The organism is Cupriavidus pampae, assembly GCF_914271485.1.
Lineage (GTDB): Bacteria > Pseudomonadota > Gammaproteobacteria > Burkholderiales > Burkholderiaceae > Cupriavidus > Cupriavidus pampae.
In genome coordinates, this window is the sequence record NZ_CAJZAG010000002.1 from 673,652 (window position 1) to 687,783 (window position 14,132).

Sequence of the window (14,132 nt, forward strand, 5' to 3'; positions counted from 1 at the left end):
CCATGACCGAACTCCGCCCGCCGTCCACCGCGCTGCTGGACAAGTACACCGGCAGAGATTTCCTGCCGCTCTACCACGCCACCGTCATGGTGACGGGCGGGGAAACCGGCCACGGCCGCGCCTCGGGCATCGCCTGCTCCCAGGAGGGCGATCTCGCGGTGGATCTGCGCATGCCGAAGGACCTCGAAGGTCCCGGCGGCGGTCCCAATCCCGAACAGTTGTTTGCGGCCGGCTATGCCGCGTGCTTCCACGGCGCGATGTTTCTGCTGGCGACGCGCGCCGGTATTCCGATCACCGATGCCAAGGTGGAGGCCCACGTGGAGTTCGGGCGCGATCCGATCGATGGGCTCTACATGCTGACCGCCGAGTTGCGCGTGCATCTGCCGGGGCTCGACGACGCGCTCGCCGAGGAACTGATTCGCCAGACCGAACGCGTCTGCCCGTACTCCAAGATGGTGCGGCAGGGCATCCGGCATATCACGCTGAAGGCCGATTGAGGCGGACTGAGGTGAACTGAGGCAGGACACCGGCGCCAGTCACCGGCGGCGGTGATGTTTACAAGCGGCGCCCAAAGCGCTAAGGTCACCGGACCCGACGCTTGAGGACGCTGCCATGTCATGTGACCGCCGCACGTTTCTTGGTCTTGCCGCCGCGCTGGCACTACCCGCCACCGGTGCGGCTGGTATCGGCGGCGCGCACGCCGCCACGGCTGCCGCCGCAACCGTGGCCGCGCCGCTGCGCCGCACCATTCCCGGCACCACCGAAGCGCTGCCCGTCATCGGCATGGGGACGTCCGGCACGTTCGACGTGGGCAAGGCGGCCGACGAACGCGCGCCGCTGGTCGAGGTTCTCTCGCTGCTGCTGCGCGACGCCAATAATGCGGTGGTCGATACCGCGCCCAGCTACGGCAACTCCGAAGCAGTCACGGGCGATCTGATCGAAGCCGCGCACGCGCGCCGGCATGTGTTCCTCGCCACCAAGATCTCCACCAGCCATACCAACGCGCCGGCCCAGTTCGCCAGGTCGCTCGCCGACCTGCGCACCGATACCGTCGATCTGCTGCAGGTCCACAACCTCGTCGACTGGCGCGAGAACCTGCGCTGGCTGCGCCAGCTCAAGGAGCAGCGCAAGGTCCGCTACATCGGCATTACGCACTACCGCGACGAGGCGCACGACCAGCTGGCGCAGATTCTGCGCAGCGAGAAGGTCGACTTCCTCCAGGTCAACTACTCGGCCGGCGATCGCAACGCGGAGAACGTACTGCTACCGCTCGCGCGGGATCGCGGTGTGGCGGTGCTGATCAACCGCCCGTTCCAGGATGGCAATATCTTCGCGGCGGTCAAGGGACGGCCCCTGCCCGACTGGGCCGGCGAGATCGACTGCAACTCGTGGGGCCAGTTGTTCCTCAAATTTGTCATCAGCAATCCGGCCGTGACCTCGGCGATTCCGGCCACATCGAAGCCGCGCAATATGGCGGACAATCTCGCGGCCGGACACGGCCGCATGCCCGATACGCGCGAACGCGCGCGCATCGCGGCGCTGCTGGCCTGACGCCCCGATGGTCAACGACATGATGGCTGACAACATGATGCGCGGCCACCAATGACCGGCGCTCAAACGCCCGACGGCCAGCCCAACCGGATCCTGCGCGGGTTCGGTCTCCGGCCCGGCGAGACCGGCGCGGTCGTGGCCGCGTTCCTGTTCTTCTTCTGCCTGTTCGCCAGCTACTTCATGCTGCGCCCCGTGCGCGAGACCATGGGCATCGCGGGCGGCGTGCGCAATCTGCAATGGCTGTTCACGGCGACGTTCGTCGTCATGCTGGTGGCCATTCCGATCTACGGCGCGGTGTGCGCATGGCTGCCGCGCCGGCGCTTCGTGCCCTGGGTCTATGCGTTCTTTATCGCCAACCTGCTGGGGTTTGCGTTCGCCACCCAGCAGGCGCCGGACAACGTGTGGCTGGCGCGCGTGTTCTACGTATGGCTATCGGTCTTCAATCTTTTTGTAGTGTCGGTGGCATGGAGCCTGATGGCCGACGTGTTCCGCCCCTCGCAGGCGCGGCGGCTGTTCGCGCTGATCGCGGCCGGGGCCAGTGCCGGCGGCCTCGCGGGCCCGGTGCTCGGTGGCTGGCTGGTCGAACGTATCGGCCTGACCGGTCTGATGCTGTTATCCGCGGCATTGCTCGCGGCAACGTTGCCCGGCGTGGGCTATCTGTTCGGCTGGCGGGGTCGCGCGGGCGCCGGCGTGGTGGCGACGGACGATCCGCTGCCGGGCGGTCGTTCGGCCGATCCCTCCCATGCGGTCGGCGGCGGGCTGTGGGCGGGTCTGACGCTCGTGGTGCGCTCGCGCTATCTGCTCGGCATCAGCCTGTTCGTGATCCTGCTGGCCACCGCCAGCACGTTCCTGTACTTCGAGCAGGCGCGGCTGGTGGCCGAGGCCTACCCGTCGCGCGCGCAGCAGACGCAGGTGTTCAGCGCGCTCGACGCCATCGTGCAGGCGCTGACGATCGTCGTGCAGCTGTTCTTCTCGGGCCGCGTGGCGCGACGCTATGGCGTGACCGCGCTGCTGACCTCGGTGCCGGTGCTCGTCACCGTGGGCTTTGTCGTGCTGGCGTTGCACCCGACCTTCGCGGTGCTGGCGGGCGCGATGATCGTGCGACGCGTGGGCGAGTATGCGATGTTGCGGCCGGGCCGCGAGATGCTGTTCACGGTCGTCGATCCGGAAACCAAGTACAAGGCCAAGAACGTCATCGACACCGCCGTGTACCGTGCCGGCGATGCGGTCAGTGCGTGGGTGAAGACCGCGATCGATGCCTTGTCGGGCCATCCGGCGGCGGTAGCGCTTGCGGGCGCGGTGCTGGCGATCGCATGGGCCGTGCTCGGCTGGTGGCTGGGCCGTCATCACGAAGGCCAGTTGCCGCACGAGGCCCAGTCTGCCGAGGCGCCGCTCACGCGGTCGATGCCATCGCGGCAGTAGCCGATAATCGCGCGCCCGCTGGCCGGCGCGTGGGGTTTCGCCGTATAGTCTTGGCCTGTTCGCGGGGGTCTGTTGCACACCCGCCTCGCATCCGTATCGCATTCGCCAAGGAGTCGACCATGAAGACCAAAGCCGCCATCGCCTGGAAAGCCGGCGCCCCGCTGACCATCGAAGACGTGGAACTCGACGGCCCGCGCGCGGGAGAAGTGCTGGTCGAAGTCAAGGCCACGGGCATCTGCCACACCGACTACTACACGCTGTCCGGCGCCGATCCGGAAGGTATTTTCCCGGCGATTCTCGGCCATGAAGGCGCGGGCATCGTCACCGATGTCGGCCCCGGCGTGACCTCGCTGAAACCCGGCGATCACGTGATTCCGCTCTACACGCCCGAGTGCCGCCAGTGCAAGTTCTGCCTGTCGCGCAAGACCAACCTGTGCCAGGCGATTCGATCCACGCAGGGCAAGGGCCTGATGCCGGACGGCACCTCGCGCTTTTCGATCGGCGGCAAGCCCATTTTCCACTACATGGGCACGTCCACGTTCGCCAACCATATCGTGGTGCCCGAGATTGCACTAGCCAAGGTGCGTCCGGACGCGCCGTTCGACAAGATCTGCTACATCGGCTGCGGCGTGACCACCGGCGTTGGCGCCGTGCTGTTCACGGCCAAGGTGGAAGCCGGTGCCAACGTGGTGGTGTTCGGCCTCGGTGGGATTGGCCTGAATGTCATCCAGGCCGCCAAGATGGTGGGCGCGGACAAGATCATCGGCGTCGACCTGAACCCCGCGCGCGAAGCGATGGCACGCAAGTTCGGCATGACCCATTTCATCAACCCGAGCGAAGTCGAGAACGTGGTGGACCACATCGTGCAACTGACCGATGGCGGCGCGGACTACTCGTTCGAGTGCATCGGCAACACCAAGGTCATGCGTCAGGCGCTCGAGTGCTGCCACAAGGGCTGGGGCAAGTCGATCATCATCGGCGTGGCCGAGGCCGGCGCGGAGATCTCGACGCGTCCGTTCCAGCTGGTGACGGGTCGCGAATGGAAGGGCTCCGCTTTCGGTGGCGCGCGTGGCCGCACCGATGTGCCGAAGATCGTCGACTGGTACATGGAAGGCAAGATCAATATCGACGACCTGATCACGCATACGCTGCCGCTCGAGCGCATCAACGAGGGCTTCGACCTCATGAAGCGCGGCGAGTCGATCCGCTCGGTGGTGCTCTACTAAGGCAATCGCCATGGAACTGCTGTCCGAACACGGCTGCCACGGCGGCGTCCAGCGCTTTTACCGGCATCAGTCGTCGGCGATCGGCCTGCCGATGCGCTTTTCGATTTTCCTGCCGCCGCAGGCGCTCGCCGCCGGCGCGGCGCCGGTGCCCGGGCTCTTCTACCTCGCGGGCCTCACCTGCACGGAAGAGACCTTCGCGATCAAGGCGGGCGCGCAGCGCTATGCAGCCGAACATGGTCTTGCGCTCGTTGCGCCGGACACGAGCCCGCGCGGCGCGAACGTGCCGGGCGAGGCCGATGCGTGGGACTTCGGCGTTGGCGCCGGGTTCTACGTGGATGCCACCGAAGCACCTTGGCGCATGCACTGGCGCATGGAGAGCTACGTGGCCGACGAACTGTTCGACCTCGTCACCACGTCGCTACCCGTCGATCGCAACCGCGTAGGCGTGTTCGGCCACTCGATGGGCGGGCATGGCGCGCTCGTGCTCGCGCAGCGGCATCCGCGTCGGTATCGCTCGGTCTCGGCGTTTGCGCCGATCGCCGCGCCGTCGCAATGCCCGTGGGGAAAGAAGGCCTTTACCGGCTATCTCGGCAACGATCACACACGCTGGGCGCAGCACGATGCCAGCGCATTGATGGCCGCGCAACCGTCGGCACCGTTCCCGAATGGCATCCTGATCGATCAGGGCCTCGACGACAAGTTTCTCGCCGAGCAGCTGCATCCGGAAGCGTTCGAGGCCGCGTGCCAGACGGTGGGTCAGCCGCTCACGCTGCGCCGTCACGCGGGTTATGACCACGGGTACTACTTTATCTCGACGTTTATCGAAGACCATATCCGGCATCACGCGGCTCAGCTCTGAGGCGGGAGCGCCGACCGATGGAATGGAGCGACATCCGGATCTTCCTGGCCATCGCGCGCGCGGGCACGCTGCAAGGCGCCGCGCGCGCGATCGGGCAGACCCAGCCGACCATGGGACGCCGGCTGCGGGCCCTGGAAGAGAGCGTCGGCCACGCGCTGTTTCAACGTACCGCTGACGGGCTGGTCCTCACCGACGAAGGGGCGGCGATGCTCGGTCACGCCGAGCGCATGGAACAGGAAGCGCTCGCGCTCGAACGCGCGCTGGCGGGTCAGGACGACGCGCTGGAAGGCTCGGTGCGGATCTCCTCCTCCGACTGGTTCGGCGTACACGTGCTGGCGCCGGTGATTGCCGCGTTTATTCACGCTCATCCACGCGTGAGCGTGGAGCTGCTGACCGATACCCGCCTGCTGGACCTGGCACGACGCGAGGCGGACCTCGTATTCCGCATTCGTCCGTTCGACGAGCCCGATATCGTGCAGCGCAAACTAATGCACATGGAGTACGCGCTGTACGGCGCGCGCGATGTCACGCCCCCGGTGCTGGGCGATGGCACGGGCTGCGGGCTGGTCACCATGGATGCCGCCTTCGCGGAGATGCCCGACGTGCAGTGGTTGCGCGACCTGCTGCCCAACGCGCATCAGGTGTTCGGCAGCAATCACCGCGAAGCGCAGGCACGGCTCTGCGCCGCCGGGGTGGGGGTGGCGGTGTTGCCCTGCCTGCTGGCCGACCGCATCGACGGCCTGCAACGCATCGTCACCGACACGGCGCCGCCCGGGCGCGACGTCTGGGTCGGCTATCACAAGGATCTGCGGCGCGTGCCGCGCTTGCGCGCGCTGCTGGATGCCACCATTGCCACACTCAGCACGGTGGCCTGACGGCGCAACGCTCAGGGGCTTCACTGGTGGTTTCGCACATGCCTGGGTGAGGCATCTCGATGGGTCGGCTTGACAAGCAGGATGTCACGCGCGTGGTTGCCGCGCGCACGCCGTCAACCCAAGCCGCTCGGGCCTAGGTACGTTTGAGCAAAGACGCGACCAGCGCGTGGCTGTTGAAGTGCGATAGCAGTCGGCTTTTCTGCTGCTCGGTCAGCAGCGACTGCGCGATCATGTCCGGCCAGTTGGCGACCGCGGCCGCGACAGTCTCTCGTACCACCTTCGCGGCGGGCTTCTCTGGGAGGGACAACTCCGCGCAAAACCTGCGCACGATAGCCGGGCTGACGCTGGGCTTGGCCGCCCGTCCGGCGTCGTCACGCTTTGGTTTCGGCATCATGTCCGAGGGCAGGATGTGGAGCGCATGTCCGTTGCGCTTGTTGTACGCGGCATAGGCCACGATATCGTAAGCCGGCGGCAACTCTGGCGTCATGCCATCGGGGTACCACAGCCCGATGTTCTTCAAATGCATATCGGGGTTACCCAGCATTTCGTTGATCACGAGGCGACGGAGCAACTCATGCACCGCTGGCTCCCCAAGGGACTCGAATCCCATCAACACAGCGGCTACATCGAGATACGTGCCTCCGACATACTTCTGCTCGGGGGCGACGCCCAGGACCTGCGCGAAGTCCTCGGTATGGATGCGCCGCTGGCCGGGTTCCCGGTCATAACGAACCACCGCGAGGAAGTTTGTCTTTTGGTCTGCATCGCCCAGGTCATAGCCATGTTCGACTGCGAGCTTCTCGAGAGGCTCCAGATGTGCAGCGGTAACGCTTGCTCCGGCGGCGCCCGCCAATCGCAGCGAGAGGTCTTCCAACTCGGGAAGCCGCGGCTGCCCAACTACTGGCAACTTGGCAATGATGTGGGTGTCCTGCATCTTGGTGCGCCCCACATAGCGGCCGGCTTCGTAGATGACCCCAACTTTTGGCTGGACGCCGGAAAGGGACACCCCCTCTTCCATCGGATCCGCCGTCACAGACATCTCCAGTGAGTCGGCATCCTGCGTGACGTAATGCGCCAGCTCATCGCGGGTCAGCTCCAGCGGCATGGCGAAGACGTTGCCCGGCAGGTCGAGGCCACAAGCGGCGAGCATCTCGAAGTGGTCCTTCGGGTCGCACTTGCGGAGCGCCGCGACGTGGTCTCGAAATACGCCTTCCGGTAGCAGATTCTGGAAGAAGGCAGGAAGCAGCCAACCGTTTGCCGGGCTGTAAGCGCCGTTGAACAACGTCGAACGGATATCGCTCCAGAGTGCCTTCTGAGCGCCCGGGTCTTCCGCTTTCATGGAAAGCGACAGGGTGGGCGCAGGAGACAGATTGCTGAAGCCGTCGTCCGCCACGAACCGATTGACGACCTGCGCACCCATTGCATATTGAAACAGGACACCGACGCGCAAACCGCGGCCGATGAAAATCCCGAGCGCTCGAACGTTCATTTCGGCTTCTTGGAGGATGGATTCTTATCGAGGCGCTCGCGAGCGGCATCGACAACCGACTTCACATTGGGGGCGCTGGGCTCGAACGAGCCATCGTTGGCAAGACCTGCCGCTGCGCTCTTGGGAACGATCGCTAGCTCGCAACCTAATCGATCCAACACCGCCAACAGGGTGCTGACCTTGTAGTCGGCATCTCCACTGAGGACGCCAGTGAGTGTTCGGCGTGCAATGCCGGCGTGCTCACCGAGCTCGCGTTGCGAAAGCTTGTTGCTCGTCAGCCTCTTCCGGAGAAAGGATGCGATTTCCGTCAAGCTTGTCATGGCAGTAAAGTAGGATAATTTACGCTTATCCTACTTTATTGCTCACCTAGATTCAAGAAAAATTGAGCAGTAAAGTAGGACAAATCGCAAAAATCCTACTTTGCTGCTCATTTTTCCCGTGGACAATCCGGTCAGCGTGCGTCGTGCGAGTGCACCTGCAGCGCTTCCAGGAAGCGCGAGACCATGTTGTACGCCGCCACGGTTGCGGTCAGTTCGATCAGGTGACGGTGCGAGAAATGCTTGCCGACTTCCGCGGACACCGCCGGATCGACCTGGATCTCGCGCGTCATGGCATCGGTGTACGCCAGCACCGCGCGTTCGGTGTCGTTGAACAGCCTGCTCTCGCGCCATGACGGCAACGCATCGAGCTGGGCCTGGGTGACGCCTTCCTTCAGTGCGATCGGCGCATGCTGGTCCGCTTCATACGGCGCGCCATTGAGCGCCGCCACGCGCATGATCACGAGTTCGCGCAGCGCGCCCGGCAGCGTCGATTGCTGGCGGATGGCCGTGAGGTAGGTAAGCCAGCCCTGCGCCACGGGCGGCGAATGCAGCAGCATCTGGTACAGATGCAGCACGCTGCCGCGTTCCGCCACGATGCGATCGACGATGGGCTTGACCTCGGGGGCGTTGAGGTCCGCGTAGGGAATATTTGCCATGTTCTCTGAGTTCCTGTTTTTCGGTCGCGCTTATTCGGCCACACTTATTCGGCCACACTTATTCGGTCACGCTTATTCCGCCACAATGACCTTGCGGCGCACGAGGTCCGCCATCACGTCGGAGTCCTGTTTCACGCGCGCGGCAAAGGCTTCGGGGCTATTGTTGACGATATCGAATGCGTTGTCGGCGAAGCGCTTGGCCACCTCGGGATCGCGCATCACGGTGCGCGTGGCAGCGAGGATTTTCTCACGTACGTCCGCCGGCAAACCCTTCGGTGCGACCAGCCCGATCCACGTCGGATACTCGAAGCCGGGAATCGTTTCGCTCATGGTTGGCACGTTCGGCAGCATCGCCGAGCGCTTGGGCGAGCTAACCGCGATTGCTCGGATCTTGCCGGCCTGGATATGCGGCAGCATCACGGACAGCCCCGCGAACGCATACTGGATATGGCCGCCGAGCAGATCGGTCAGCAGCGGGCCCGCGCCCTTGTACGGGATATGCTGCGTGGACAGTTGCCGCGCGATCGACAACTGCGCGCTGTTCACGTGACCGGCCGAGGCCGTGCCCGCCGACCCATATGACGTGTTCGGATGGGCTTTCAGATACGTCACCAGTTGCTCGAGGTCTTTGGCCGGAACGTCGTTGTTCGTCACCAGCACCTGCGGCGTCGTGACCAGCAGGCTCAGGTAGTCGAACGACTTGAACGTGTCGAACGGCAGGTTGCGCACGGTGTAGTGATTCACGGCCTGCGAGTCGAGCGCGAGCATCAGCGTGTAGCCATCGGGCTTGGCGCGCGAAAGATCGGTCGCGCCAAGCGAACCGCTCGCGCCGGGCTTGTTCTCGATCACGATGGTCTGGCCGAGCTGCTTGCCAAGCGCGTTGGAGATCGTGCGCGCGGTCTGATCCACCGCGCCGCCGGGCGCGAATGGCACGATCAGGCGAATCGGCTGCGCCGGCCAGTTCTGACTGAACGCCGGCGTGGCCGCCAGCGCGAGCAGTGGCATGGACAGGCGCAACAGCAGCCGGCCTAATCGACCCAAGCGACCCAATCGACCCAAGCGACCCAAGCGACCCAAGCCGCCGGACGGGCGTGATGATACGTATGGCATGGTGGTCTCCTCTTGTTATGTGTGTTCTTATCGGGTGGCCGCCACCAGCCCGCCATCCACAATGATCTCGGTGCCCGTGACATAGCGGCTCTCGTCCGCGGCCAGGAACAGCACGGCATGCGCGGTGTCCCACCCTTCGCCCATATGCCGCATCGGCACCTGATTGTTGCGATGCGCGATAAAGCCATCGGTATCGCCATTGGCGTACTTGCTGGCCAGCCCCTCGATCAGCGGCGTATGCATCAGCCCCGGCACCACGCAGTTCAGCCGGATATTGTCCGGCGCGTGAATCACGGCTGTCGTGCGCGTGAAATGCATCAGTCCGGCCTTCGCCGCGGCATAGGCCACCTGCGGCTTGCCAACGTAGCGCAACCCCGCCACCGATGACACGTTGACCACCGCGCCCCCACCCTGCTGCTTCATGATCGGCAGCACGTACTTGCACGTGAGGAACGCACCCTTGAGATTGACCTGCATCTGCGCGTCCCACACCGCTTCGTCCATATCGATGGGACCGCCGGGCTGCGACAGGCCAACGTTGTTGACGAGGATATCGATGCGGCCATGACGCGCCATGCAGGCCTCGACGGTGCGCTGCACCTGATCGGCCTTGGTGCTATCACACGCGACCACGTCGGCCTCGTAACCCTCTTGCGCGAGCACACGCTGGGTTTCCTGCGCGTTCTCCAGCACGAGGTCGGTGCCAAATACGCGCGCGCCCTGCCGGGCCATCAGCATGGCCGTGGCGCGTCCATTGCCCCAACCTTGCGCCACCGCGCCACAGCCCATGATCAGGGCGACCTTGCCTTGCAGGTCCAGCATCTCGTCTCCTTGTTTTTTTGCTGGCCCATTCTAGTCAGTGCTACATTTTTCCCTGAAATTCAAAATATCTATATGTTGATCGGTCCCACGAATGAATATCGCTCCGCGTCAGCTCCGCATCTTTCTCTCGCTCGCCGAATCGCTGAACTTCAGCCGCACCGCACAGCAGTTTTTCATCACGCAGCCATCGCTGAGCAAGGCCGTAAAGGATCTGGAAACGGAACTGGGTGTCGCACTGTTCGAGCGGTCGACGCGCAGCGTGCGCCTGACGCCCGCCGGTGAAGAACTGGTGCCGATGGCGCGACGCGTGATCGGCGAGTACGACACGGGGCTGCGGCATCTGCGCGATCGTGCCGAACACGAGGCGCATCGCATCGCGATGGCCGCGCTACCGTCGCTTGCCAGCGTGCTGCTGCCCGGCGTCTGCGCGGCACTCGAACAACACTATCCGCATGCGCAGATCTCGCTGTTCGACTGCGCCGATCAGGCTGCGGTGCAGCGCGTGATTCGCTATCAGGTGGATTTCGCGCTGGCCTCGGCCTCGCCATCGAATGCCGATCTGCAGTTCGAGGAAGTCCTGCGCGATCGCTTTGTATTGTTGACGCCAGCCGGCTGGCACCGGCGCGTGCGCAAGCAGATGCGCATGGAAGAATTGGTCGATCTGCCACTGATCAGCATGACCGATGCGAGCACGGCGAAGAAATACATGAGCGCCGCGTTCCTGCAGCGCGGCCTGATCTTCCAGCCGCGCCTGCAGCTGGATCAGATCGGCACCATCGCGGGCTTCGTCAAGCAGGGGCTCGGCATCGCCGTGCTGCCCTATCTCGGCATTCTGCCGCTGCTGTCGTTCAAGGGCATGCGCGTGGCCGAGATCGTCGATGGGCCGGTGCGATCGGTCGGCATCGTGCGCCGCAAGGCGTCGCCGCTATCGCCCATCGCCGAGTACGCGGAACAGCAGGTGCGCGTGGTGGCGGACGCGCTGATCGACAAGATGCCCGAATGGATCTGGCCACCCGCGACGGACCGCCACTAACGTCAGGAAGATTTTCTGCTGGCCCTGCCGGCCTGCGCCAGTGGCAACGTTGCCAGCCGATCGGTGATCACGTCGCGGATGGCCTGCGGCGCGTCCAGCGTCTCCAGCAGCCCGGGCCAATGACCGTGCGCGAGCGCCACGGCCTCCTTGACCGCCGCCGTCGCGATGCGTTTCGGGACGCCGGCGCGCTCCGCGATCGCCTCGTACACGTCGAGCGTCTCCTTGCGCTGTCGCTCGTCGATCGCCACGTTCTGGCCGTATGACGTGAAGTTCGGCAGCGCGGCCACGCACACGATGTCGTAGGCGGGCGAGAGCTCGGGCAGGCGACCGTTGTGGTAGATCACCGAGAAGTTCTTCAGATGCGCGTCGCTGTTGCCGATCAGAGTATTGACCGCCTGCCGCAGGAAAAACTGGCGCACGTTCTGCACGCCGCTTGGGCTCAGGCGATACAGGACGGCCACGAGCCGGACATAAGCGTCCACGCCGGCGTACTTCTTGTTGGGCATGCGGCCCAGCATCTGGCAGCCGTCCTCGGCGTGAACGCGGCCGCCGGGGCCGCGATCGAAACGATCCACGGCCAGATAATGCAACCCTTCGCCGAACGACTCGGCCAGCCCTTCGACGTCGATGCTCGACATCGGCAGCACCCGCACCGGGGCGATGTTCACCCCGGCCGCCGCGGCAAGCTGCATCGAGACGAACTCGTTGAATACCTGCGCATCGTCGTGTTGCGCTGGCAGCTTGGCGATGATGTCGGACACCTTGCCGTGGGTCGGCAGCGTGTACCGCTCCCCTCTGCGCACGGTGGAAAGCGCCAGCTTGTTCTGCACGCCCGAGACCGATGCCGCGCCTTCCGTGGCGCCCTCCACCACGGCGATCTCGAGGTTGTCCGCGCCACCGGTCACGCCGTAGGTACGCACGTATTCGGGAAGGGTATCGATGTCGGCCGGCACCACGACGACAGCGCCCGGCAGATCGTTGCCCGCGGAGGCGAGCACGCCGAAGTCATCCTTGTCCTCGGGGTTCTTGCGCGTGGACTCCAGCCGTTGGCGCAGCACCCCTTCCGGCAGCAAGCCCGCAAAGTACGGTGGTAGCTCGGCGCCGATGTTGTAGATCGCCGGGTGGAACGCGTTGTCCAGCACCTCGGACGTCGCCGCCCGACCAGCCTCGGTGGGGACCGTGATGGAGAGGCTCAGCGTGGGACGATCGGCATCACCGCGGAATGCCTCCGAGGGAACAAAGCGGGTGTTGCCACCGGCTTCGCACAGGTAGCCGCAGAGTTGGTCGTAAAGGCGAATCTCCAGATAGCGGGGACGCAGTTCGAAGCTCATTCGTGATGGCTCAGGAACACGTCGAGCGAGGAACGGGCGGCGCGGTCCGGGCCGCTGCCCTTGCCTTCGAGAATCTGTCGTACCTCCATCAGGCGCTCTTTGGGCACCAGCACCCATTCGGCCTCCATGGCGGCCGCCAGCGATTCGAAGGTAGAGGCGCGGCTGTCCTTCTTGCCCTGCAGGATGGCCGATAGATTCTGCGCGGCCATGCCGACGACACGACTCAAGTCGGCGATGGTGATTTTCCGCTGGCGCCTCATGGCCTGGGACTGCGAAAGTAATGTCATAGCATGATTTTACTAGCAAAAAGCTACTATAGTATGCTCCATGACCTCTCTACAAGCAAGGTTGAAAAAGCAATGCTATCGCATTGCTATGCCACAAAAACAATACGATCGCATTATACAAAAAGGCCTAATGCGCCGCAAATAATATTTTACGATGCCACATTGACCACGATCTTGCCCTGCGCGGAGCGGGTTTCGATCGCCGCGTGGGCAGCATTGGCGTCCTCGAACGTGAATTGGCGGGAGTCCATCAGCACACTCAGCTTGCCGTCCGCCGCCAGGCGCGCCGCCTCGCGCAGGATCTCGCCATGATGCGCGTGCCCGCGCCCCGTCAGCAGCGGCAGCAGCGTGAACACCCCGGAGTATGTCGCCGCGCGGAACGACAGTGGCGCCAGCGCGTGCGTGCCCCAGCCCAGGCAACTGACGACATGCCCACCATACGTACGCGCCGCCGCGAACGAGGCATCGAGCACCGCGCCGCCCACCGTGTCGTAGATCACGTCGAAGCCTTCGCCCGCTGTGTACTGCTGGACGTAGTCGGCCACCGTGGTTTCCCGATCGATATACGTGGCCCCCAGCCGCTCGATGACCGCACGCTGCGACGCCTTGCCCGTGGCATACACCTGCGCGCCGGCCGCGCGCGCCAGTTGCACCGCGATGTGCCCCACGCCACCGGCACCGCCGTGCACCAGCACCTTGTGCGACGCCTGCACGCGCGCCCGGTCAACCAGCCCTTCCCACGCCGTGATCACGATCAGCGGCAGCGCGGCCGCCTCGCGCATCGACAGGCTGGCGGGCTTGTGCGCCAGCAGCGCGGCATCCACCGCTGCATACTCGGCCAGCGACCCTTGCAGACCACCGACGCCGCCCGTCATGCCAAACACGGCATCGCCTGGCTTGAACGCGCTCACCCCCTCGCCCACTGCCTCGACGATGCCCGCCAGATCGAGCCCCAGCACCGCCGGCAATGGCTGCCGCGCATGCGCGGCGGCACCCGCGCGAATCTTGGTATCGAGCGGATTCACCCCACTCGCCGCAATCCGTACCAGCACCTGCCCTGGCCCCGCCACGGGCCGCGCCATGGCAACCTTGCGCATCAGGGCCCCAGCCTGATCGACGACCAGCGCCTGCATGGTGATATCCGACATGTT

15 protein-coding genes are annotated in these 14,132 nt (G+C 64.9%); 7 read left to right on the plus strand and 8 right to left on the minus strand.

What is annotated here, in order from left to right; all coding sequences use genetic code 11:
* The first annotated feature begins 2 nt into the window (after positions 1–2).
* From LDO41_RS07255 to LDO41_RS07280, 6 genes are all read left to right on the plus strand, one after another.
* The gene (locus tag LDO41_RS07255) at positions 3–497 is read left to right on the plus strand and encodes an Ohr family peroxiredoxin (protein WP_223983859.1); all 495 of its coding nucleotides are present in this window, start codon (positions 3–5) and stop codon (positions 495–497) included.
* 115 nt (positions 498–612) lie between these two features.
* Positions 613–1,551 (plus strand): aldo/keto reductase, encoded by a 939-nt coding sequence (locus LDO41_RS07260; RefSeq protein WP_223983861.1) that lies wholly within the window; start codon positions 613–615, stop codon positions 1,549–1,551.
* Positions 1,552–1,602: 51 nt separating this feature from the next.
* Entirely contained in the window at positions 1,603–2,973 is a 1,371-nt protein-coding gene (locus tag LDO41_RS07265; protein WP_223983864.1) for an NTP/NDP exchange transporter, read from the plus strand.
* Positions 2,974–3,092: 119 nt separating this feature from the next.
* Positions 3,093–4,199, plus strand: coding sequence for an S-(hydroxymethyl)glutathione dehydrogenase/class III alcohol dehydrogenase (locus LDO41_RS07270; protein ID WP_223983867.1), 1,107 nt, complete (start codon positions 3,093–3,095; stop codon positions 4,197–4,199).
* A gap of 10 nt (positions 4,200–4,209) precedes the next feature.
* On the plus strand, positions 4,210–5,058 hold the full coding sequence (gene fghA / locus LDO41_RS07275; RefSeq protein WP_223983870.1) for an S-formylglutathione hydrolase: 849 nt from the start codon (positions 4,210–4,212) through the stop codon (positions 5,056–5,058).
* 17 nt (positions 5,059–5,075) lie between these two features.
* Positions 5,076–5,933 carry a LysR family transcriptional regulator gene (locus tag LDO41_RS07280; RefSeq protein ID WP_223983872.1) on the plus strand — a complete coding sequence of 286 codons (858 nt, stop codon included), beginning with the start codon at positions 5,076–5,078 and terminating at the stop codon, positions 5,931–5,933.
* 133 nt (positions 5,934–6,066) lie between these two features.
* Here LDO41_RS07280 and LDO41_RS07285 read toward each other — a convergent pair whose 3' ends face one another.
* The 5 genes from LDO41_RS07285 to LDO41_RS07305 all read right to left on the minus strand — a co-directional run bounded on the left by LDO41_RS07285 (position 6,067) and on the right by LDO41_RS07305 (position 10,330).
* Positions 6,067–7,422, minus strand: coding sequence for a type II toxin-antitoxin system HipA family toxin (locus LDO41_RS07285; RefSeq protein ID WP_223983874.1), 1,356 nt, complete (start codon positions 7,420–7,422; stop codon positions 6,067–6,069).
* Positions 7,419–7,733 carry a helix-turn-helix domain-containing protein gene (locus LDO41_RS07290; RefSeq protein ID WP_223983877.1) on the minus strand — a complete coding sequence of 105 codons (315 nt, stop codon included), beginning with the start codon at positions 7,731–7,733 and terminating at the stop codon, positions 7,419–7,421. Before LDO41_RS07290 ends, LDO41_RS07285 begins: the two co-directional genes overlap by 4 nt.
* 140 nt (positions 7,734–7,873) lie before the next feature.
* Positions 7,874–8,398 (minus strand): carboxymuconolactone decarboxylase family protein, encoded by a 525-nt coding sequence (locus LDO41_RS07295; RefSeq protein WP_223983878.1) that lies wholly within the window; start codon positions 8,396–8,398, stop codon positions 7,874–7,876.
* Between the two features lie 72 nt (positions 8,399–8,470).
* The gene (locus LDO41_RS07300; protein WP_223983879.1) at positions 8,471–9,439 is read right to left on the minus strand and encodes a Bug family tripartite tricarboxylate transporter substrate binding protein; all 969 of its coding nucleotides are present in this window, start codon (positions 9,437–9,439) and stop codon (positions 8,471–8,473) included.
* A 96-nt stretch (positions 9,440–9,535) separates the two neighbouring features.
* Positions 9,536–10,330, minus strand: a complete 795-nt coding sequence (locus LDO41_RS07305; protein ID WP_223983881.1) for an SDR family NAD(P)-dependent oxidoreductase — start codon at positions 10,328–10,330, stop codon at positions 9,536–9,538.
* A 91-nt stretch (positions 10,331–10,421) separates the two neighbouring features.
* On the opposite strand from LDO41_RS07305, the gene LDO41_RS07310 reads away from it, so the two are divergent.
* On the plus strand, positions 10,422–11,363 hold the full coding sequence (locus tag LDO41_RS07310) for a LysR family transcriptional regulator (protein WP_223983882.1): 942 nt from the start codon (positions 10,422–10,424) through the stop codon (positions 11,361–11,363).
* Positions 11,364–11,365: 2 nt separating this feature from the next.
* On the opposite strand, the gene LDO41_RS07315 is transcribed toward LDO41_RS07310, so the two are convergent.
* The 3 genes from LDO41_RS07315 to LDO41_RS07325 form a co-directional block, all read right to left on the minus strand.
* Positions 11,366–12,694 (minus strand): type II toxin-antitoxin system HipA family toxin, encoded by a 1,329-nt coding sequence (locus LDO41_RS07315; RefSeq protein WP_223983883.1) that lies wholly within the window; start codon positions 12,692–12,694, stop codon positions 11,366–11,368.
* Positions 12,691–12,954, minus strand: coding sequence for a helix-turn-helix domain-containing protein (locus LDO41_RS07320; protein WP_223983884.1), 264 nt, complete (start codon positions 12,952–12,954; stop codon positions 12,691–12,693). Before LDO41_RS07320 ends, LDO41_RS07315 begins: the two co-directional genes overlap by 4 nt.
* 176 nt (positions 12,955–13,130) lie before the next feature.
* On the minus strand, positions 13,131–14,129 hold the full coding sequence (locus tag LDO41_RS07325) for a zinc-dependent alcohol dehydrogenase family protein (RefSeq protein WP_223983885.1): 999 nt from the start codon (positions 14,127–14,129) through the stop codon (positions 13,131–13,133).
* Positions 14,130–14,132: the final 3 nt, after the last annotated feature.